Origin of the sequence: Peribacillus sp. NPDC097224, from assembly GCF_044761985.1 — a bacterium.
Taxonomy (GTDB): Bacteria; Bacillota; Bacilli; order Bacillales; family DSM-1321; genus Peribacillus.
Genome location: NZ_JBIWDK010000002.1, coordinates 137,354 through 158,797 on the forward strand (window position 1 = coordinate 137,354; position 21,444 = coordinate 158,797).

The window sequence follows — 21,444 nt, forward strand, 5'->3', positions numbered from 1 at the left end:
CCTTGCTAGGTATGACAGGAAAAACCGACGTTTAAGGGCGAACCTCGTATTTATTTCACAGAGTTCAACGAATCATACGTCCCCATGATTATGTGCGGATTCTTCTCGGGATCCATCCACTTCAGCAAGCTAAGGACATTCTTCTCGGAAGTAGCTGTACAACCCGCTGTTGGCTTGTTTTCCCCTCTCCATATATGAAGGAAGATTGCACTGCCCTTTCCCTTGATGATCGGATTCCTATTATAATTGATGACGGCTCCATATTTATAAAGTTCATGGTTCATCCTTTCGAAAGATTTCCATTTCTCATACGGATTCTTTCCTTTATACGTGACCCACTTGTTATAGTCCTTGGACGCCGGATCATCGATCCAATAATCATACTTGGTTGTTTTCCGGTAATCCATCTTCACTTTATCTGGCTTGGATGTGCTTCCAAAGGCCGTTCCGAAAGAATACATCCCGACAGGTGCTTTCCCGTCGCCCTCTTTCTTATTCTTCGTGAATCCATTCTTCCCGGTAACGCCCTTCATATCGCCTAAGGCTCGCCGCCATTCACCCTTCTTCTTCTCATAGGTTCGGATTGTCACCTTCATCCCACCCATGGTTTTGCCTGTGGCGGCTACGAGTTGGCTGATATCTTTCCGCTTATCCAATTTCTTGAGGATGGTCTTCTCGCCTGAGCTAAATACTTCCCTGGCATTTTTCATGGCAATAAAACCAGTATGGTTGGAATGGCAAACCTTATACCAATTACGCGTCTTCCCAATGACCGATAACTCTTTATTTTTCCGATATGTCTCTACTGTTTTACTGTCCGTCGATGCCGACTCTTTCAAATCCGTTGTCGTTTTAAGTACAATTTTGAACTGCGTCGCATCACAGCTGGTTTTGATTGTTGTCTTGGCAGAAACCGCAGCTGGAAAAACGAATAGGACAATCAATAAAGCCAGCATTGCATGTTTCATTGCATGCATCCTTTCTCCACTTGAACAAGTTTTGAAACCACTTATCGAACTATTCTAAAAAATCATATTATTATCATAACATAGTAAATGAGGTGGTATCATATTTCTTCCAGTTTTTTTTAAATCCAATCAATCTTCGGAAGGTTAAAGTGGTTAACTGGAATTTCGGCCAAATCGTAAAACTGCTTGAGAAACGTCTCATACTTCTCCGATGTATTCGTGATGGAGGACAGCTTATCTTCCAATTCATTCGATCTTGCTTCTGATACTTTTGAGAAATACTCTTCAACTGCCTCAAAGTAATGAATGGGAAACAGCATTCTTGAATACAGTAAGCGTGCCGAGAAACTGGAGAATGGTTCAATGCCTTGATATTCACGAAAAAAGGTGGTGATGCCCCGTTGATGCGTATGCACATTTTGAAAATAATGCTCCCTCACCCATTCCGCGGCATCCCGTGTCCCATGGTCAAATACCCAATCAAACGGATTCTTCATCCACTTATTGTTCTTCCAGGTATCATTTAAAAACCGCTCATAACACACCGTACCGCTGTCGATAGGTTGTGGTGTATCATCGATTTCCGTGTCGACTAAATATTGAATCGCATTCTCACCTAGTACCATATAATAGGGAAAGGTTTCTACAAACATTTTTTCGAATGGGTTATCCGGATGGGCTTTTAATTTGTCCCTCCAAATGTTCTCCAGCTGATCGATTCTTTGCTCCCAAAGTTCTTTCCATTTGCCAATCCGTGAACAGGATCGAATCGTCTCCGTTATGGCTCTTCCACGTTGGTGGAACCTTGCTATGTGACGTCCCGGATTGAAATTTTTCGGCCCTTCCAAGTCCTCATTGGCAAGGAGGATAAATAATTGGTCCTCCGCTTCCGAAACAAAACTGCCGTGATTGGCAAGGACGAACGCTGAAACATGACGATCTCCTAGGGCAATCATGTGCTCAGCCATTCTATGGCGCTCTGCCAATTCCTCTTGTTCCCTGTCTTCTAATGGCACGATGCTGTAAATGAAAGGCCCGGAACGAAAGCTAGGAAACCGGCTATTGGCTTCCTCCCGCTCCACCTCGATTCCGTAATTATTAAAAATGATTTCTTCTATCATAGCGTTTTCCTCCCTTATCAAATGGATACAAACAAATTGGGCATCATATACTTATATATATGAGGAATACGCTCTTTTCTGAATAACTATCGATACCGAAAATTCACGCATGAAAAATTTATCCTATAACTATGGAGATTGGATGATGAAATGACTAATATAAAACAATCAATGTCTGAACAAACAGCTCGAAAATGGCTTGGTGAACGAGGAGTGAAAGTGGAGGATATCGCAGAGCTGGTCATGTATCTACAATCAAGCTACCATGAAGACTTGCAAATGGCAGACTGCCTCCACAATGTTGAACGGGTCATTTCGAAACGCGAAGTGCAGAATGCGATCCTTACCGGCATCCAACTGGATATGTTAGCCGAAAAAAAACTGCTTGAAGAACCCCTTCAAAGCATCATTGAGATCGATGAAGGACTATATGGCGTGGATGAAATATTGGCTTTATCCATAGTCAATGTATACGGGTCGATTGGCTTCACCAATTATGGATTTATCGACAAGCAAAAACCGGGTATCCTAAAATATTTAAACGATAAAAGCACCGGCAAGGTCCATACCTTCTTGGATGATATCGTCGGTGCCATAGCCGCTGCTGCATCCAGCCGGCTCGCACACAGGGTCGAAAACGTGGAATGACGCCATAATGGAAAGCGGGGAGCACGTAGGTTAAAACAAAAAAGATCCAGGTCTGCATCTGCAAACCTGGATCCTTTTTTATTCAAACTCCCATAAATCAAGGGTATCCACCACATAAGTCGGTTGTTTTTCGTATTCCTTTAACCGTTCCTTTGTCGTGACGCCCGTATGTACAAGTAAGGTATCAATTCCAGCATTCAGCCCTGCCAAAATATCCGTATCGTAATTATCGCCGACCATGATTGTCTGTTCTTTAGGCACGCCCAATACCCTAAGGGCCTGCTCGACGATGACTGATTCCGGTTTACCGATGAAGATCGGTTGAACCTGCGTAGAAACGGAGACAACGGAAGTCAACGCCCCGTTCCCTGGTAAAAGACCCTGCTCAGTAGGTATGGCGATGTCGCCATTCGTCGAAATGAAAACGGCTCCATTTCTGACGGCAAGGCATGCTTTGGATAGCTTTTCATAATTCACGCCACGATCAATGCCCATGACCAGGAAATCAGGATGTTCATCAACAAGTTTCATACCCTTTTCTCTCAACGCCTCGGTAATGCCTTCTTCACCCACGACATAGACGGACGCATTTTCCTTTTGTTCAGCAATGTAGTTTGCCGTTGCCATGCTTGTCGTGAATACCTGGGCATCGTCAGTCGCAATTCCGATACTGCGCAGCTTTTGGGCCACTTGCTCAGGTGTCCTGGATGAATTATTGGTCACGAATAAATAAGGGATGTCCCTTTTTCTTAACTCATTTATAAAACCGGCCGCTTCCGCTATTTGCTCGGTGCCACGGTACATTGTGCCATCTAAGTCAATTAAATATCCTTTATACGCCTTCATGCACATTCCCCCTATTTAACCAAATTAGTTTTTGAATGCTGAAACTGGGCCCAATTCGTTTAATAAATAGTTCCTTATTAACTCAGGGAATTGCTTGAATGCTTCAATGTTTTCCTTGAAAACGGTTAGGAGCACTGTATGATCCACTTCAATGAAGTCCTGAACGAGCATCTTTCTTAATGGCAATGCCTTTTTAAATTGTAAGGAAATCGGTTCGGTAATGACCTTTTCGTCTAGCAGGATATCGACAATATCTTCATAGCTGCCTGGGTCACGCATAATGAAACCATCGATCATGGCATTCCCCGCATCCAATACGGAATCAATGGAGGTTTGAATGATCCTCTCGACGCTATGTTCCATAAGTTTCCCGTTCCAACTTTCCTGTCCTTCAAAAAGCTCCAATTGTTTTTCCAGATACTCTAAAATCCGTCCGATTTTTTGTCGGTCTACAAAGTACATACTCCCAGATCCTTTCTGATTCTTAAGATGATATAGAAATTTTATCTACAGTTGAAGGTCTAGCGTAGTAATACCCCTGCGCCAAATCAACCCTATTCCTTGATAATACCATAGCTTCTCCTATACTCTCAATTCCTTCTGCCACGACAACGGATCCTGTCTCCTTGGCAATCAGTAAAAGTCCTTTTAACATCGATTCTTTCACGGCATTATGATCGATATTCTCGATGACCGATCGATCGATTTTTATGATCTCCGGCATGATTTCTATGATCGCGTAGAGACTTGAGTATCCTACTCCCGTATCATCCACTGCTAGACGGAACCCCAATTCACGTAACCCTCTAATGCTTTCAATGAATTCTTCTATATTTAGAATCGGGTCTCTTTCGGTAATTTCCATGACGATCTGATTAGCATGCACACCTTTGTATTTCTTGAGCATATCCTTTACTTCATTTACGAACCGGGGATCACTGAGCGTTACCGGGGTGAAATTGATAAACACATTCTGGGGGGACTCATTCTCGGAAATCTGTCTGAAGGACTTTTCCAAAACGATTTTCTCCAAATCATATAACCGCCCCGTCTGCCTGGCCACTGCGAAAAGCGCCAATGGGTTCTCTAGCTCTGTACCACGCGGGCCACGGGTCAGCACTTCATATGCCTTGATTTGATTGGTCGCCACATCAAAAATGGGTTGTGCCAGTAAGTTAATATTCCCATTCTCGATAATTTGATTAATCGATTCCCGCATTTCATTCATCGGTGATTCAGCTTCTGCCATGGTGACCGCTTGCCTATGCGCTTTATCAAGGGCTCCCTCAATCGAATAATGCTTATGCTCCACGAACATGTATCCTGTGTTTAAAGTGACCGGTTGTTCAGGGTTAACACTAAGCAACCTTTCTTTCACTTCCCTGGAAATGGAACGGATTAATTCATCCATATAGATCAATGATTTCGACGACCCTTTTATGTTCATTAAGAGAGTAATGCCGTCTGAATAATAGTCATGTATCGTTAATAGGTTTTCTTCCCGTACTTTATCTATTACAACCTTTTTAAATGCCTGTTTCAAACTGGTAATGAACTGGGGAAGTTCTTCGTGCTGGCCCTTTTCTTTAAGTTCGAGCAATTCTTTTACGTTAAAAACTATGACTGCCACTTCATAATCATGGGAAATAGCCGCTTCCACCGCGCGAACCACTGGCTTTCTTAGGGCGAACTGTGGCGGGTAGAACCGAAGTTTGGCTGATGAGGAAAATACCTTGAACCATTTTCCTAGTAATATATACCCTTTACCCTTTAACGATGTCATAGAATCTTCCTCTATTCCGGGTTATTTTTCCTATATTCTAACATAAATAGGGATTTTTTTAGCTTAAAACAGAAAAATTTTGTCGTTTTATCAGAAACTTCATACTAAATACTCATTTCTTGAAGAAACGGCAACTTGGCAGGCGACAAAAATGTCTGTTTCCCTATGGCAACCGTTTTGTTATGATGATGGTACTACCAATTGCAGGCAAGGGGAAAGGTGTGATACTGTGGAAGATCGTTTTTATTTATACAATGATTTAGTTGATACGAAAACCAGGTTCATTAGTTTTATGGGAGAGGAATCCAGATATGATTTTGCCATTACGATGACCGACCGTTTTTATGGAAAAAAACTTGTGCTGAATATGCAGAGCAATCGTTTTGCCATTATCGGGCCGGATGATTTGGAAGAGGAAGGCTATCTTGAACATGCATTTTCACTGACAGAAGCGGAAGCGGAGGAACTTACCCACTTTTTAATGGAAATCATCTAAGTGCGCCGTTTTTTCTTAAAAGAGGGTAACCTACTGAATGTATGGAGTACATGAGGAGGGATTGCCTTGGATAAAAAAGAGGAAACATACCACGATTTTTCAACCGTGCAAAAACAACAGGACTTTCTAATTCCAGAAGAGTTTCCAGAGGGACCGTTCGGATCGCCCATAAATCAGGATGCTCCCGTTGAGAATAAAACCACGCCGTGGCTAGAAGGACAACGTTATCAGAGTGCATTCAATTATGAAAATAAATCGCTTCATGAAAACCTACAGCGGAAGTATCCCGGTGCTCATCCTACTCATGATGACCCGGAAAAACATATTCAACCTCCATATAAAGGGTACGGAAACTCGTGATCGAGAGAAATGAAAAAGGCCAGAATCCATTCTGGCTCTTTTTACTTTTTAATTTTCTTTACGACGAAATACGGGCAACCAAAATTACAGTATTCATATAGATATTCACTGAGCGTGCTAATTTTCGTGTCAAAGGTGGCTTTCTGATTAGTGTCGTCGAAAAAACCGCGGAGTCTCAATTGACCGTAACCCCAATCCCCGACAATATAATCATACTTCGTTAATATCTCACTGTATCTTGCTTTAAATGCTTCTTCATTATAGCCTTCTCTTTCGTCTTCAATGATTTCATACGTCAGGTTATTGATGTTGATCATACGTTTCACCTCTTTAAAATGCATTCCTTCTTTAAATTATAACTGATTCCCCATTAATTACTAAGCGAAAAATCAAGAAATATGTTCACCCTATTAGACAAGGGGGTGTTTCCGTTGAAAAAAATGATCCTAACGGTAGGTTTAAGCTCAATTATTGCTCTAACGGGCTGCTCGGGCAATCAAGATCAAAGCAACGGTTTGATGAATAATGACAGGGGTGCAGGTGACCCACAAAATGTAAATAACCCGTCGAAGTATTATGACGAGGATAATCGTAATCAAGACACCAATCGTGACGATTTCGGCTTTACCCGTACGAATAAAACGACCGTTGATGGAAGAAACATCGACAATAAAACGGCCTCCATCGATCGCGAACAGCTAGCTGATATGATTTCAACACTAAGCGTTCAGCTACCAAATGTCAATGACGTCGCTACACTCGTCACGGATGAGGAAGTACTAGTCGTTTATGATACGGATTCAAAAAACCGGACTGAAACGGCTGACCAGGTGAAACGTACTGCCATGGGCGTCGTACCCCGTTACTATCATGTATATGTAAGTGACGACCAAACACACGCACAGGATATCGAGAACTTCGCCACACTGGGTTCTGGCAGTCAAGGAATGGATTATACAATTGAACAAACCATCAAAAATATGCTCAAGTCCCCTCAAGGCTACAAGATGAGTAATGTAGAAAATGAAAATGGAGAAATGATGAATGACAAAAGAGATCGTCATGATAACATTCGTCAAAAGACCATGGATTAACTAGCATGAACCTAAGAAAGGACCGAATAAGAATCGGTCCTTTCCTTTTTATTTCAGTAACTCTTCACCTTTACTATGTTTATGCTTGGCCGCAGCATTCACCTGTTCATCTGCATGGTAGGAAGAACGGACGAGCGGACCGGATTCACAATGGCTGAACCCCTTTTCCAATGCCCTTTCCTTTAATTCCGCAAACTCTTCCGGTGTATAGTATTTCAACACCCTTAAATGCTTTTTCGTCGGTTGTAAATATTGGCCGATCGTCATGATATCCACATGATGTGCTCTAAGGTCATCCATGGTTTCAAGGATTTCTTCACGCGTCTCCCCTAGCCCTACCATTAAACTGGATTTTGTCGGTATTTCCGGCTGTAATTCTTTTGCCCTTTTTAATAGCTCCAATGATCGCTCATATTTCGCTTTAGCCCGTACTTTATCGGAAAGGCTTCTTACCGTCTCGATATTATGGTTCAGTATATCAGGCTTAGCATCCATCAACATCTTAATATTGTCGTATTCGCCACCCATGTCAGAAGGTAAGACTTCAATGGATGTAAACGGATTCTTACGCCGGATAGCCCGGACTGTTTCAGCAAAAACAGCGGCGCCCCCATCCTTTAAATCATCACGGGCCACGGCCGTAATCACCACATGCTTTAGATTCATTAACACGACGGAATCCGCTACACGTTCAGGTTCGGCCCAATCCAATTCATTGGGAAGGCCTGTCTGGACTGCACAAAACCGGCAAGCCCTCGTGCAAATTTCACCTAAAATCATGAATGTGGCTGTCCGTCTAACCGCCCAGCATTCATGGATATTCGGACATTTTGCCTCTTCACAAACGGTATGAAGATTTTTTTCCCTCATCATATTTTTCAGACCCATATAATTTTCATTTGTATTTAATTTAATTTTCAGCCAGTCTGGTTTACGAAGAATTTCTTTATTAGTAGTAGACAAGAAAGTCACTCCATTCTGAGAAATTATGACACCCTACTTTAACAATAATAACGCAAATATACAAGTTATAGGAGGTTTACCATTATTTATTTTTCATGTTTAAAGCTAAATCAGTAAAACTATAGAAGAAGCAGAAAGAAAAGCATTTAGGCTCGATGTCCAGCTACACGAAAGGATGAATACGAATTGTCTACGAAAGGAGCTGCCTCTTTGAAAAAGGGATTACTTTTCTTCATCGCCTGTTTGTTTTGTTTGAATACCCATATACCATCAGTATCGGCAGCCGAAACCCCGGATCCCTATCAAGGGAGGATGGAACTATATAAAAACATGGAGGCCACCTTGCAGATTCCTTGGTATTACCTTGCAGGAGCCGACCAATACGAACATAGCCTGCGACTTTCCCGAAACGATTTGGAACCGGCCAAGGGCCTGATAGGGATCCACATGGAGCCTTCGAGGTGGAGAGGGGCCCTCAATCCCAACCTCACCGACTCAAACCCGCTTTCCATCTCTTTCTTCGATGGATTGGGGCAGGATGGCAACGGGGACGGAAAAGCGGAACTGGAAAACGACACCGACCGTTTATATGCCTTTGCCAAGCATCTCCTGTATTACGGCACAGATGAAGATAATATCCGGATTGGACTATTTGATTATTATAAAAGGGACAAGACAGTCAGCATCATCGTTGGCCACGCCCATATCTATAAAAAGTATGGCAGGCTAGATTTACAGGAAAAAGCCTTCCCTGTACCCGTACGGACTCATTATACGTATTTAAATACATGGGGGAGTGCTCGAGGATGGGGAGGCCGAAGGATTCATGAAGGAACGGATATATTCGCGGACTATAGCCTTCCCGTCCGTTCTACGTGTTATGGGATCATTGAAATGAAGGGGTGGAATAAATATGGAGGGTGGCGGATTGGCATACGTGACCTAAACAATACGTACCATTACTTCGCCCATTTAAGCGGTTTTTCTGAAGGTTTGAAGGTGGGACAAATCGTCGAGCCTGGTCAGGTCATCGGCGGTGTGGGCAGTACGGGTTACGGACCGCCCGGGACATCCGGAAAATTCCCGCCTCATCTCCATTATGGGATGTATAAAGATAATGGAATCACCGAGTGGAGTTTTGATCCCTATCCTTATTTGAAAATGTGGGAACGAAAGGATTTAGCAAAAAAAACAAGATGAGCGGCGTTGGGTTCCTTCGCTGCTTTTTGTTATATAACGAACATAAACCCCCGAACTTTATGCATAAGTATTAGTAAAGGGGGCTAAAGTGTGTTTCGAAAAAGATTCCGCCCAAAAAAGTTCCGCAAAAAAGGACCTCTTCCTACCAGAAAGGTTTTTCTTTATTCATTCATCCTTTTTATCCTATCAAGCATCCTGACGCTTCGTTACGTTGATAAGGAAATTGAACCGGTCATCATGAAAGTGGCAGAAAATGAAATCAAGCGGATTGCAACCGAGACCATTCACGAAGCTGTTGATGACAATATCTCTAAAGTCGATATGGAAAAGATCATCGTCACCAACAAAAATGACGATGCCAACCCCTCCTACAGCTTTAACCCTGGAATCTATAATGAATTACGTTCCAACATCACAAAGGATATTCAAAATAATCTCGGAATTAAAAAGGGAAATCCCTTCAACAAAAAGGAACCAGCCAAACTTAATGATGAACAATATAAAACGGTGGTGTATTATGTCCCCTTAGGGGTGGTAACCGGAAATAGCCTTCTTTCCAATTATGGACCCAAGATTCCCGTGAAAATGTCCGTCATCGGGAATGTCCAGTCGGATTTAAAAACCAAACTCACAAACGCCGGCATCAATAATGTGTATTACGAAATGTCCGTCGATTTCAATGTCAATATCCAGATTGTCATCCCCTCATTCACAAAAGAAACCAAAGTCAGCCAGGAAGTGAAGGTTGGCAGCATTTTGATGCAGGGGGATGTCCCAAGTTATTATAGCAACGGAAGCGGCACGGTCGCTCCTGCCATCATGAAGGACGAGAAGGAAGATAAGAAGTAAAAAACAGCTTGCCCTTTATAAGGTTAAGCTGTTTTCTTGTATATTCAGGCACTCCTTTATCAGCAAATGGAGGTCTGTCCGTAAATCCACCTCATATGGATGCACTACTTTATGGTTAGGTTCCTCAAGGATACGTACAATGGGTCGATCCCCTATTCCCTCGTTTTGGGAAGAGACGATTCCTTTTCTCCCATCATTCAGTTCCACAGTTAATCCGTTAGGATAAATGGCCACCGCCCGGCGAAAAGCCTCGATTATCTGTTTGTCGAACTTTTTCCCTGCACCTGCATATAAGATTTCCAAGCCCTCATGGGGAAGCATCGCCTTGCGGTAAACGCGATTAGATGTAACCGCATCGAATACATCGGCGACCGCAATGATTTTACCGTAATAATGAATTTCGTCTCCCCTGACCCCACGGGGATATCCAGACCCATCCAGCCTTTCATGGTGTTGATAGGCGCAATTCGCGACGATGAGTGAAACCGTATATACGTTTTTAATTAAATGAAATCCATACTCGGGATGCTTTTGAATTTGCTCAAACTCTTCCTCGGTTAGCTTACCCGGCTTTCTCAAGATATCCACTGGTACAAGCATCTTGCCGACATCGTGTAGAATGGCGCCCAGTCCAAGAACTTCTAACTGTTTTTTTTCTAGCTTCAATTCCATACCTAAAGCAAGTGTGTATAGCGTCACATTAAAGGAATGAGTAAAAATATAATCATCATATGTATAGACGTCAGCCAGTAAAGTCAGCAATTCGTTGCTGTTTTTCAACTCTTCCATGATACTTCGTACGAGATGGGTGAATTTCAACGCGGCCTTCTCGATTGTAAATGCACTATTCACCTTGACGCCATTTTTGATTTCCAGAAAAGTGGCTTCTATCGTTTGAAGGGCCTCTCGCCTTAGTTCCCCAGAAATCGGTGGCTTTGGCATGATGTCATCCGTTCTAGAATCTTGAATATAAACAAAGGGAATATTAAGGGCAACCAATCGATTGATCATTTTTTGTGTCAATGTTAGCCCCTCGCTCAAAAGGATGGTGCCCTGCTCATTATAGATGTTCATACCGAGCCGCTCTCCCGGATTAAGCGACGCTGTAATGGATAGCCTCATACTAATACTCCGTTTCAGATTCAAAATTTTAAATAGTTCCTTATAGGAAATATCGGCTATATTTGTGGAAATTCAACCTGAAACATATTTATTTTTTTCAATTAAAAATAAGGCCCCCTCTATTTAAAGGAAAGCCTTTATAATTAAATCATTTTCATTAATGCCTTCCTCCCAATCATTCCCCGGTAAATGCCCTTTTCTTCAGCCTCCCACGTAACGGTTTCGAGAGGTGCATCCAGTAACTCTTCTATCGTTTTAACGCCTATAGCCCTTCCTGCAAGGATTTTCCGGTCCTTTAACGTTTCATTCAAAAGACCGACGTCTAATGCTCCGCACATGATATATCCCTTTTCGGATGCTACGGCAAGCAGATTGGTTTTGGGCAGTTGGACGGAGATGGCTAAGAATGTTTTGCTATCGATCATTATTGGCATCATGTTAATCATTTGGTTTCGCCCCCTCTTTCTCATATATTATGAATAAGAGGGAGGAACCGTGATATATACCTAGTTGTCGGGATACATTTTTTTCAACTTCCATAAAAGGATATCACGTAAAAATTCTGGCATTAAGTACTCCTTTTGTTTGGAGCGCTGAATGCTTGGGAAGAAGTGCCCGAATGTAAACATATCTGGTAGGGCTAGTTTATAAGTTTGATCCGGTTGAATCTTTGTACCTTTCACGCTGATTTCTTTAATGATTCCGTTTTTCGTCCGTTTAAATTCTATTTGATCATAGTGCATGACTCCCATGATCTTTCCTCGGAATCCGAAGCCCTTCACCTGGATATGGGGCCACTCCTCATTTCGGGAAAGCATGAGGATTTCCTTCAATTCCCGGCCATTCACTTCAACGATGCACGGATTGATCGGATGGGGACATATTTGGTGAATATCCCCTTTGGAGACGGGACCTTGTGGCAAGCCTTCCAATAACAGCCCAGCATTCACAAAGGAACAGTCAGCTTCGCTCCACTCTCGTAACGCTTCACCTAGAATCTTCGTAAGCGGCGACACTTTAAACCAATCATTCTCCAAAGGTTCAGGTAAGGATAGGACAACTTGCTTGAGAGCATCCCTCCCGACTTGGTTCATCTCTTCAATCCAGCTCCGCTCGCCCTCCAATTCGGGAAGGTCGTTGGTATCGTAGAGCATGGCCGTCTTCTTGATTACTTCTTTTTGGTCATTAAGGGTCAATTCCACTTGACCAATATAAAACCCATATTTTCCCGCACCACAAAGTAATGCTTGGTTGACGAGTTTTCCTTGATGAAGAATATGATGGGTGTGAGCACCAAGAATGATATCTATTTCCGGAAAGTCTTCTGCCATTCTTTCGTCATCATGTATGCCCAGATGAGAAAGAACGATCACTACATCCGCCATTTCCTTGATCTTTTCTATTTGTTTTTGTAACTCCGCAAATGGATCGGCAATATGCCAATCCAATGCACGATAAAACTTTTGGAAAAAGGCGGTCAGCCCGATCATGCCAAGCTTTGTACCTTTTTTCGTGGTATGTATCCAGTAAGGAAGCGCCCATTGGGGCCTAGTATCGTTCAGGTAATAGATATTCGCTGCCAATACCTTGAAATGAGCTTTATTATACAAAGTATCCAACGCTTCATGAGGCAATGTAATGCCTTCGTTATTGCCGATCGTTACATATTGATAACCCGCTTCGTTCAGAAGGTCAATATTCCCCTTACCCATCGTACCTTCTGAGAATGGGTGCCAGCGGTCGACATGGTCTCCTATATCTAGTATGACCGCTTCCTCTCCCGTTTCTTGATGAAGTTGTCTTCTTTCTTTAAGAAACTTATCAATACGAGGCCAATTTTCAAAATGACTGTGAAAATCATTGGTGTGATATAGATGTATGATTTCTGACATCATTTTTCCCCCTCGTTATCCTGTTATACCTTGGTAAATAAGACGTAGCCCAATAATGATCAGAACCAATTTCAGCATGTTCTCAAGTGCTGAGCTGTTCAGGCGTGTATTCACAAAAGCTCCAAGTTTCGCACCAAGCCAAGCCCCTGGAATCAAGGCAATCACATATGGCCAATGAACATTCCCCAGAGAGATATGCGTGATGGAATTCGTAATGGAAGACAAAAATACCATGAACATCGATGTCGCCACAGCCACATGGGGCGGGAAGAAAAATACCAGCATCATGACCGGGACCATGAGTGATCCTCCGCCAATGCCAAATAACCCGGAACTGATCCCCACGACAAATGAGATGGATATGGCCACCAAGGGCTGATATCCATAAGTGGATGCCTGTCCATTTTTGTTTATATAAGTCTTGGTGATTTTTCCGGTCCCCGGTTTGAAGGTGATCGGTCGCAATCTATCTTTCACCAATAAGACGATGGCCATCACTATCATAAAAAGGCCGAAGTACAGCGAAAATGCATCCACATTGAGAACTTTGTTCACATAAGCTCCGATGATCCCCCCTGGGGCGCTTCCAGCAAAGAAAATGAAACCGGCCTTATAATCCACCACTTTATGCTTCATATAAGATAAAGTGGAGGCCAATCCAGTGAAAATCATGATGACTGTTGAAACACCGACCGCTACTTGTGGCGTCAAGGCGCCCATCACCTCTGTGGAGCTACCTAGAAATAAGAGCGAAGGCACTATGATGATTCCGCCCCCTAATCCTACAAGGGCCCCGATTGTACCTGCCAATAAACCCACACTAATTAATAATACCCATATCATGAAGAAATCCGCCTTTATCGATTTGTGAGCTAAAGCCCTTCTTCTAGTTTGCCCACCCAGTCTTTATTCATTATATAGTCCAAATTAAAACAAACCAAGTTGCTTAGGAGCCAATCCTTCATATGTAAGGCCTAGCAAATCGATAAATTGTTTGGCATTATCCGCCGCGTCCCCACCAGAGTTATTGTTGAACAATACATATACATCCTTACTCTGCTTTTCTAATAGGCGAAGTTTCTCCACCCAGTCGGTTAATTCCTGTTGGTTATAGCGATATAAATAGCGCACTTCCCGCCAGTTTGCTCCAGAGGCTGGTTTCTGCCAACCGTGGATATTGCGTCCATGAAAGCGTACTAACGTTTTATCTGGATGCGTAGCCTTGAGGACAAGGGGGATGGAACCTTCTCCTGCCTGTGGTTCGTCACATACCGTGTGAATCCACCCTTCTTGCTCGATGAACTCGAGTGTCTGCTGGACCCTATTCGGTCGGTACCAACTTTGGTTCCTGAACTCAATGGCCACAGGAATATCCCCCATCTCCGCCCTACACCATCGGAGATACTGAACATTCTCCCGTTTGCAATCAAACCATGGCGGAAACTGAAAAAGGACCATCGCGAGTTTACCCGACTTTTGAAAAGCTTCAAGAGATTCCCGGAATGCAGTGAACATCTCTTTTTTACTTTCAAAAGGAATCTCACCTCTTTGGTGACCAGTCATTCCCTGATAGGCTTTTACAACAAATTGAAAGGAATCTGGTGTCTCGGCTATCCACTTCTCTATATTCCGCCTCGGCTGAATGGCATAAAAAGATGCATCCACCTCAACCGTTGGAAAATGCGCTCCATATACCTTCAGCTTGTCACGAGTGGGAACTTTATCGATTGATAATGAATCATGGTCCCCCCAACCTGTTAAGCCAATGTATATCACTCTTCACCCCTCCTAAACCACTTACACTATACTTTTTTTACCCTTTCACTACTGACTTCAAAACGTATAAGCACTGTCACTCGATTCACTCTTCCTGCTTCTCATACGACTGGTTTCCTATTCCTTTATCATATCAAAATCTACCGGTTGTTACACATACATCCAGCAAGGATTCTTCCCTTTTAACCTATGATTTCGTGCAGATAATGAGTAAATGAAAAAGGCCCTTGGATAAGGACCTTTTTCAGACTTAATATTTTAGAACCATTCTAGCCAAAACGGTTCAGTTTATTCATCATGATGCCTAATCGCACCACTATGATCCCTTCCATGACTCTTAGAACGACTTCCGGAAACCGGCTGGGAGTTCGGTTCCCCCTTTTTCAGGAATATCCCAGTCAGCCCTAAAACAAGGCTAACACCGATTCCTACGAAAACCCATTCTTTATTCTGAATCAGCCAATCCACAATATCCACCTCTACCTATATGTACTTTCTTTTAAAGACAAAAAAAGTACCTGCTTGATTGGTACTTTCCCTTCAATCGTCTAAACCCTTTAAGAGGATCAACAGAAAAAAATAGAAGAAGACGAACTAAGTTCGCCTTCTTCGGGCAAAGGAAAACCGAAATGGCATGTGCACACCCGGTTTCCTTCACTTTATTCCATCTACAACGTTTGTTAAAAACATATATAGATGATTAACCAATAGAACCTTCCATTTCGAACTTGATTAAGCGGTTCATTTCTACTGCATATTCCATCGGAAGCTCTTTTGTGAATGGCTCAATGAAGCCCATGACGATCATTTCTGTTGCTTCTTGCTCAGAGATTCCACGGCTCATCAAGTAGAACAATTGCTCTTCTGATACTTTGGAAACCTTCGCTTCATGCTCAAGAGAAATATTGTCATTTAAAATTTCATTGTATGGGATTGTATCAGATGTTGACTGATTATCCATGATTAATGTATCACATTCGATATTTGAGCGGGCTCCCTCGGCTTTACGTCCGAAATGGACCATACCACGGTAAGTTACTTTCCCGCCTTGTTTAGAAATCGATTTTGATACGATTGTTGAAGAAGTGTTAGGAGCAAGGTGAATCATTTTCGCTCCTGCATCTTGATGTTGACCTTTACCAGCAATGGCAATGGATAATGTCATACCACGAGCGCCTTCGCCTTTTAAGATGACGGCTGGGTATTTCATCGTCAGTTTAGAACCGATGTTTCCATCAATCCATTCCATCGTTGCATTCGCATCACAAACCGCACGTTTCGTAACCAAGTTAAACACATTGTTAGCCCAGTTTTGAATTGTCGTATAACGGCAATATGCGTCTTTTTTGATGACAATTTCCACGACCGCACTATGAAGGGAATTGGTTGTATAAACTGGTGCTGTACAACCTTCAACATAATGAACGGATGCTCCTTCATCGACGATGATCAGCGTACGTTCGAATTGACCCATATTTTCTGAGTTAATACGGAAGTATGCTTGAAGCGGTGTATCCACTTTCACGCCTTTTGGTACATAGATGAATGATCCACCGGACCATACAGCTGAATTCAAGGCAGCGAATTTATTATCCGTTGGCGGAATCGTTTTACCGAAATGCTCGCGGAAGATATCTTCATTTTCACGAAGAGCGGAATCCGTATCTTTAAATACGATACCCATGTCTTCTAATTCTACCTTCATGTTGTGGTAAACCACTTCGGATTCATATTGAGCAGAAACCCCTGCTAAATATTTTTGCTCCGCTTCAGGAATTCCTAATTTATCAAACGTTTGCTTGATTTCATCAGGCACTTCATCCCATGATTTCTCGGACTTCTCAGATGGTTTCACATAGTAAGTGATTTCGTCGAAGTTCAAGCTTTTTAGGTCTCCGCCCCACTGAGGCATCGGCATATTGTAAAAATGCTCCAATGATTTCAAACGGAAATCTAGCATCCATTGTGGTTCACTTTTCATGCGTGAAATTTCTTCCACGATTTCTTTTGTCAGGCCGCGCTTTGAACGGAAGATGGAAATATCTTTATCCGCAAAGCCATATTTATAATCGCCAATTTCAGGCATCTTTTTAGCCATAGCTTGTATTCCTCCATTTCAAATGGCTGAATCTACAACAGCTCATTTAAATTTAATTATTCCTTTAAACCTTTTTCCATGGCCTTCCAGGCTAGAGTCGCGCACTTGATTCGTGCAGGGAACTTAGAGACCCCTTGAAGTGCTTCAATGTCACCAAGGTCGATTTCATCATCATACTCTTTTCCTTGTATCATTTCTGAAAAAGTCTTGGACATCGCTAAAGCCGTATCTATATCTTTTCCTTTGATGGCTTGAGTCATCATGGAAGCCGAGCTCATTGAAATCGAACAGCCATCGCCATCGAATTTAACATCACTGACCTTATTGTCTTCGATTTTCATCGTTAAACGAATACGGTCGCCGCATGTGGGATTATTCATATCGATGGTCAAACTTCCATCTTCAAGCATACCCTTGTTACGGGGTTTCTTATAGTGATCCATGATGACCTGACGGTAAAGTGTATCTAAGTTATCAAAAGACATTACTGAAATACTCCTTCGTTTTGACAAGCCCGGACACTAGCTTATCGATCTCTTCTTCCGTGTTATATAGATAGAAACTTGCTCTTGCTGTCGATGATACGTCCAGCCATTTCATTAAAGGCTGAGCGCAGTGATGACCGGCACGGACAGCGATTCCATCTGCATCTAGGACGGTAGCGACGTCATGTGGATGGACGTCATCTATATTAAAGGTTACTACACCGGCACGTTTTTTCGGATCTTTTGTGCCATAAATCGTAAGGCCTTCCACTTCAGACAACTTATCGATCGCATAGGCAGCAAGTTTGTGTTCATGCTGTTCGATTTGATCCATGCCGATTTTTTCCAAGAAATCAATGGCAGCACCAAGACCGATGGCACCTGCGATGATTGGAGTTCCGGCTTCGAATTTCCAAGGGAGTTCTTTCCAAGTAGATTCATACAAACCTACGAAGTCAATCATCTCTCCACCAAATTCAATCGGCTCCATTTTTTCGAGAAGTTCCTTTTTACCATATAATACGCCGATTCCAGTCGGACCGACCATTTTATGGCCTGAAAGAGCAAAGAAATCACAATCTAAATCACGGACATCCACTTTCATATGCGGTGTACTTTGCGCTCCGTCCACCACCATGATTGCATGATGTTCATGCGCGATCTTTGCGATTTCCTTAACAGGATTAATCACACCAAGCACATTGGAAACCTGCATGACAGACACGATTTTCGTGGCATCCGTAATGGTAGCCCGCACATCATCAAGCGAAATCGTTCCATCCTCTTGTAGCGGAATATATTTCAGTACAGCACCCTTTTCTTTAGCGAGCTGCTGCCATGGAATGATATTACTATGATGTTCCATATAGGAGATGACAATTTCGTCACCTTCTTTAATATTTGCACCACCGTAACTCTTCGCTACGGTATTTAAGGATGTAGTCGTTCCTCTAGTGAATATGATTTCTTCAGTAGAGGATGCATTGATGAATTTACGAACTTTTTCACGTGCACCTTCATACGCATCCGTAGCTTTTGTTCCAAGTGTATGCACACCACGGTGAACATTAGAGTTGAAACCGCGGTAATAATTTTCAATCGTTTCAATGACAGCAGCCGGTTTTTGAGATGTTGCAGCGCTGTCTAAATAAACTAATGGCTGACCATTGACTTCTTGATCTAATATCGGAAAAAGCTTACGAATTTCGTATGGGTTCATTACTGTACTTTCCTTTCAATGACCTCGACTAGTTGTTTTCTAACTCCTTCGATTGGAAGTTGATTTACAACAGGGGCCAAGAATCCGTGAATGACAAGTCTTTCTGCTTCTTTTTTCGCGATACCACGACTCATCAAGTAATAAAGTTGAAGGGGATCAACACGGCCGACAGACGCAGCATGTCCTGCCGTAACATCATCCTCATCGATTAACAGGATTGGGTTAGCGTCTCCACGTGCCTTTTCACTTAACATCAATACACGTGATTCCTGTTCCGCATTGGCCTTTGTTGCACCATACTCTATTTTACCAATACCATTAAAGATGGTTGATGCACTGTCTTTCATAACACCATGCTTAAGGATGAAGCCTTCAGAGCGTTTTCCGAAATGAACAACGGCTGTCGTGAAGTTTTGTTTTTGTTCCCCGCGTCCAACCACTACGGATTTTGTATCTCCGTAAGAGCCATCACCTATTAGATTGGTTGTATTATCTGAAATCGTATTACCATCGTTCATCAATCCAAGTGCCCACTCAAGACGAGCATCGCGTGCAACTACCCCACGACGGTTCACATATGTTGTGAATCCTTTGGATAGAGTGTCAACAGCGCCATATTCCACTTTCGCATTTGCATTCGCAAACACTTCCGTTACGATATTAGCGATGCCTTCATTAGACTCAACGGCCGAGAAGTAGTTCTCCACGTATGTTACAGAACTATTATCTTCCGCTACGATCAATACGTGATTGAACAGTGTAGTTTCAGGATTATCCACCAAGAATACTGCTTGGATTGGTTCTTTGATTTCTACATTTTTCGGAACATATAGGAATGCTCCCCCGTTAAGCAATGCAGCATGTAGAGCCGTTAAACGGTGTTCATTCACTTTCACGCCATCTTTCATGAAATACTTCTGTACTAACTCAGCATGATCTCGAGCCGCTGTGAAAATATCCGTGAAGATAACGCCTTGTTCTTTTATAGCTGCTGACAAATTAATATGTGCCGGCGTATTATTGCGTTGAATGTACAGATTTTCATTTTCTTCAATGATCGATTTAATCTCTTTTGGAAGTTCTTCTAAAGAAGCAAATGCTTCACTTTCAACCGTATGGGTTTTGAATGAAGTGAAATTCCATTTATCTATCTTCGTTTTATCCGGTCTAGGCATCGGAAGCTCTTCTAAATCTGAAAAAGCTTTGATTCGAAGGTCTGATAGCCAAGATGGCTCATTATTTTTTGTTGAATAAGAGCTTATGTCCTCTTTTTCAAGCGATAATTTCATTTCTGTAGTCATTGCAAATCCTCCTACTTACGCTTCTTCGCCAACAGTTTCGTCTTCAATTCCCAATTCTTGTTTAATCCAGTCATAACCTTCTGCTTCTAGTCGTGCAGCTAATTCAGGACCGCCTGATTTAACGACGCGACCTTGCATCATAACGTGTACGAAATCAGGTGTGATGTAGTTTAGTAGACGTTGGTAGTGAGTGATGATCAAGCAACCGAAGTCTTCTCCACGCATTTCATTGATTCCTTTAGAAACGACTTTAAGTGCATCGATATCAAGACCTGAGTCAATTTCATCCAAAATGGCGATTTTTGGTTGAATCATCATTAATTGAAGGATTTCATTACGTTTTTTCTCTCCGCCAGAGAATCCTTCATTCAAATAACGTTGAGCCATATCTTCATCCATTTCAAGGAATTCCATGTTTTTATCCATTTGACGGATGAATTTCATAAGTGAAACTTCGTCGCCTTCTTCACGGCGTGCATTGACAGCCGAACGCAAGAAGTCTGCATTTGTAACACCACTGATTTCACTTGGATATTGCATAGCAAGGAAAAGACCAACACGAGCACGTTCGTCAACTTCCATTTCCAATACGTCTTCACCATCAAAACTGATGCTTCCGCTTGTTACTTCATATTTAGGGTGACCCATGATTGCTGAAGATAAAGTGGATTTACCTGTTCCGTTCGGCCCCATGATTGCATGGATTTCTCCGCCTTTTACTTCCAGGTTAACCCCTTTTAAAATTTCTTTTCCTTCTATTGATACATGAAGATCTTTTACCGTTAATGTTGAACCTGACATAATAATACCTCCGTGAACTTAATTCCTATTTTATTACAGAAAGTGAAAATCACTTTCTTGACTATAGTTTTCAAAAAATCATTCTCACTTTATTCTCATTACAATTTTATAACAAATCCAATTTAGAATCAACTAATATAGATGAAGGTTTTTACTCGCTAGGGAGTGGAAACCTGCCCTATTGTTATAAAACGACCGTATAAAGGCTTTTCACTGCAAATATGCCCTTATTTTAGTTTTCGTTAATGTTAGCTAATTATTCGGGATTCCATTCATAATAAGATATTCCCGAAAAGTTCAAGGGGAAGACGGTTGGCCCTTATCATGAAAAAAATCGATCTGCAGGAGTAATGAGCAGGATCCGGTACGTCAACAGATCACTTTTCATTTTACCTCTACAGACCGATTTTTGAAAGACTCTA

24 protein-coding genes are annotated in these 21,444 nt (G+C 42.2%); 6 read left to right on the top strand and 18 right to left on the bottom strand.

Features of this window, described 5'->3' with window-relative positions; translation table 11 throughout:
• Positions 1-50: 50 nt before the first annotated feature.
• The gene (locus tag ACIQXR_RS04245; RefSeq protein WP_402870997.1) at positions 51-968 is read right to left on the bottom strand and encodes a L,D-transpeptidase family protein; all 918 of its coding nucleotides are present in this window, start codon (positions 966-968) and stop codon (positions 51-53) included.
• A 119-nt stretch (positions 969-1,087) separates the two neighbouring features.
• Entirely contained in the window at positions 1,088-2,089 is a 1,002-nt protein-coding gene (gene yutH, locus ACIQXR_RS04250) for a spore coat putative kinase YutH (protein WP_402870994.1), read from the bottom strand.
• A 150-nt stretch (positions 2,090-2,239) separates the two neighbouring features.
• On the opposite strand from yutH, the gene ACIQXR_RS04255 reads away from it, so the two are divergent.
• The gene (locus ACIQXR_RS04255; protein WP_402870991.1) at positions 2,240-2,737 is read left to right on the top strand and encodes a phosphatidylglycerophosphatase A family protein; all 498 of its coding nucleotides are present in this window, start codon (positions 2,240-2,242) and stop codon (positions 2,735-2,737) included.
• Between the two features lie 78 nt (positions 2,738-2,815).
• On the opposite strand, the gene ACIQXR_RS04260 is transcribed toward ACIQXR_RS04255, so the two are convergent.
• From ACIQXR_RS04260 to ACIQXR_RS04270, 3 genes are read right to left on the bottom strand one after another with little or no spacing between them, the layout of a single operon-like run.
• The gene (locus ACIQXR_RS04260) at positions 2,816-3,583 is read right to left on the bottom strand and encodes a TIGR01457 family HAD-type hydrolase (RefSeq protein WP_402870989.1); all 768 of its coding nucleotides are present in this window, start codon (positions 3,581-3,583) and stop codon (positions 2,816-2,818) included.
• A gap of 24 nt (positions 3,584-3,607) precedes the next feature.
• Positions 3,608-4,045: a DUF86 domain-containing protein gene (locus tag ACIQXR_RS04265; RefSeq protein WP_402870987.1), complete on the bottom strand. Its 438-nt coding sequence runs from the start codon at positions 4,043-4,045 to the stop codon at positions 3,608-3,610.
• 22 nt (positions 4,046-4,067) lie between these two features.
• A complete protein-coding gene (locus ACIQXR_RS04270; RefSeq protein WP_402870986.1) occupies positions 4,068-5,366 on the bottom strand; it encodes an EAL domain-containing protein in 1,299 nt (432 codons plus the stop codon).
• 229 nt (positions 5,367-5,595) lie between these two features.
• Here ACIQXR_RS04270 and ACIQXR_RS04275 point away from each other — a divergent pair, with 229 nt between their 5' ends.
• Both ACIQXR_RS04275 and ACIQXR_RS04280 read left to right on the top strand, forming a co-directional pair.
• Positions 5,596-5,862 carry a DUF3055 domain-containing protein gene (locus ACIQXR_RS04275; protein ID WP_402871339.1) on the top strand — a complete coding sequence of 89 codons (267 nt, stop codon included), beginning with the start codon at positions 5,596-5,598 and terminating at the stop codon, positions 5,860-5,862.
• 66 nt (positions 5,863-5,928) lie between these two features.
• Positions 5,929-6,222 (top strand): cytosolic protein, encoded by a 294-nt coding sequence (locus ACIQXR_RS04280; protein WP_402870984.1) that lies wholly within the window; start codon positions 5,929-5,931, stop codon positions 6,220-6,222.
• A 41-nt stretch (positions 6,223-6,263) separates the two neighbouring features.
• On the opposite strand, the gene ACIQXR_RS04285 is transcribed toward ACIQXR_RS04280, so the two are convergent.
• Complete coding sequence (locus tag ACIQXR_RS04285) at positions 6,264-6,539, bottom strand: YutD family protein (RefSeq protein ID WP_230159383.1); 276 nt, start codon at positions 6,537-6,539, stop codon at positions 6,264-6,266.
• 123 nt (positions 6,540-6,662) lie between these two features.
• Here ACIQXR_RS04285 and ACIQXR_RS04290 point away from each other — a divergent pair, with 123 nt between their 5' ends.
• On the top strand, positions 6,663-7,316 hold the full coding sequence (locus ACIQXR_RS04290; RefSeq protein WP_402871337.1) for a YhcN/YlaJ family sporulation lipoprotein: 654 nt from the start codon (positions 6,663-6,665) through the stop codon (positions 7,314-7,316).
• Positions 7,317-7,364: 48 nt separating this feature from the next.
• Here the strand turns inward: ACIQXR_RS04290 and lipA are convergent, their stop codons facing one another.
• Entirely contained in the window at positions 7,365-8,279 is a 915-nt protein-coding gene (gene lipA, locus ACIQXR_RS04295) for a lipoyl synthase (protein WP_402870983.1), read from the bottom strand.
• Between the two features lie 234 nt (positions 8,280-8,513).
• On the opposite strand from lipA, the gene ACIQXR_RS04300 reads away from it, so the two are divergent.
• Together ACIQXR_RS04300 and yunB are read left to right on the top strand one after the other, a co-directional pair.
• Entirely contained in the window at positions 8,514-9,479 is a 966-nt protein-coding gene (locus ACIQXR_RS04300) for a M23 family metallopeptidase (protein WP_402871335.1), read from the top strand.
• Between the two features lie 90 nt (positions 9,480-9,569).
• Complete coding sequence (yunB, locus tag ACIQXR_RS04305) at positions 9,570-10,328, top strand: sporulation protein YunB (protein ID WP_402870979.1); 759 nt, start codon at positions 9,570-9,572, stop codon at positions 10,326-10,328.
• A gap of 15 nt (positions 10,329-10,343) precedes the next feature.
• On the opposite strand, the gene ACIQXR_RS04310 is transcribed toward yunB, so the two are convergent.
• The 11 genes from ACIQXR_RS04310 to sufC form a co-directional block, all read right to left on the bottom strand.
• Positions 10,344-11,450, bottom strand: coding sequence for an HD-GYP domain-containing protein (locus tag ACIQXR_RS04310; protein ID WP_402870976.1), 1,107 nt, complete (start codon positions 11,448-11,450; stop codon positions 10,344-10,346).
• Positions 11,451-11,593: 143 nt separating this feature from the next.
• On the bottom strand, positions 11,594-11,896 hold the full coding sequence (locus ACIQXR_RS04315; protein WP_402870974.1) for a YunC family protein: 303 nt from the start codon (positions 11,894-11,896) through the stop codon (positions 11,594-11,596).
• A gap of 60 nt (positions 11,897-11,956) precedes the next feature.
• Positions 11,957-13,342 (bottom strand): bifunctional metallophosphatase/5'-nucleotidase, encoded by a 1,386-nt coding sequence (locus ACIQXR_RS04320; protein ID WP_402870971.1) that lies wholly within the window; start codon positions 13,340-13,342, stop codon positions 11,957-11,959.
• A 15-nt stretch (positions 13,343-13,357) separates the two neighbouring features.
• On the bottom strand, positions 13,358-14,185 hold the full coding sequence (locus ACIQXR_RS04325) for a sulfite exporter TauE/SafE family protein (RefSeq protein ID WP_402870970.1): 828 nt from the start codon (positions 14,183-14,185) through the stop codon (positions 13,358-13,360).
• An 84-nt stretch (positions 14,186-14,269) separates the two neighbouring features.
• On the bottom strand, positions 14,270-15,118 hold the full coding sequence (locus tag ACIQXR_RS04330; protein ID WP_402870967.1) for a DUF72 domain-containing protein: 849 nt from the start codon (positions 15,116-15,118) through the stop codon (positions 14,270-14,272).
• 288 nt (positions 15,119-15,406) lie between these two features.
• Entirely contained in the window at positions 15,407-15,586 is a 180-nt protein-coding gene (locus tag ACIQXR_RS04335; RefSeq protein WP_402870965.1) for a hypothetical protein, read from the bottom strand.
• Between the two features lie 232 nt (positions 15,587-15,818).
• On the bottom strand, positions 15,819-17,216 hold the full coding sequence (gene sufB / locus ACIQXR_RS04340; RefSeq protein WP_402870963.1) for a Fe-S cluster assembly protein SufB: 1,398 nt from the start codon (positions 17,214-17,216) through the stop codon (positions 15,819-15,821).
• Positions 17,217-17,272: 56 nt separating this feature from the next.
• Positions 17,273-17,701, bottom strand: coding sequence for a Fe-S cluster assembly sulfur transfer protein SufU (gene sufU, locus ACIQXR_RS04345; RefSeq protein WP_402870960.1), 429 nt, complete (start codon positions 17,699-17,701; stop codon positions 17,273-17,275).
• Entirely contained in the window at positions 17,691-18,920 is a 1,230-nt protein-coding gene (locus ACIQXR_RS04350) for a cysteine desulfurase (RefSeq protein WP_402870958.1), read from the bottom strand. The genes sufU and ACIQXR_RS04350 overlap by 11 nt, the downstream gene beginning before the upstream one ends.
• Entirely contained in the window at positions 18,920-20,221 is a 1,302-nt protein-coding gene (gene sufD / locus ACIQXR_RS04355) for a Fe-S cluster assembly protein SufD (RefSeq protein WP_402870955.1), read from the bottom strand. The genes ACIQXR_RS04350 and sufD overlap by 1 nt, the downstream gene beginning before the upstream one ends.
• Before the next feature lie 15 nt (positions 20,222-20,236).
• Positions 20,237-21,022 carry a Fe-S cluster assembly ATPase SufC gene (gene sufC, locus ACIQXR_RS04360; protein ID WP_402870953.1) on the bottom strand — a complete coding sequence of 262 codons (786 nt, stop codon included), beginning with the start codon at positions 21,020-21,022 and terminating at the stop codon, positions 20,237-20,239.
• Positions 21,023-21,444: the final 422 nt, after the last annotated feature.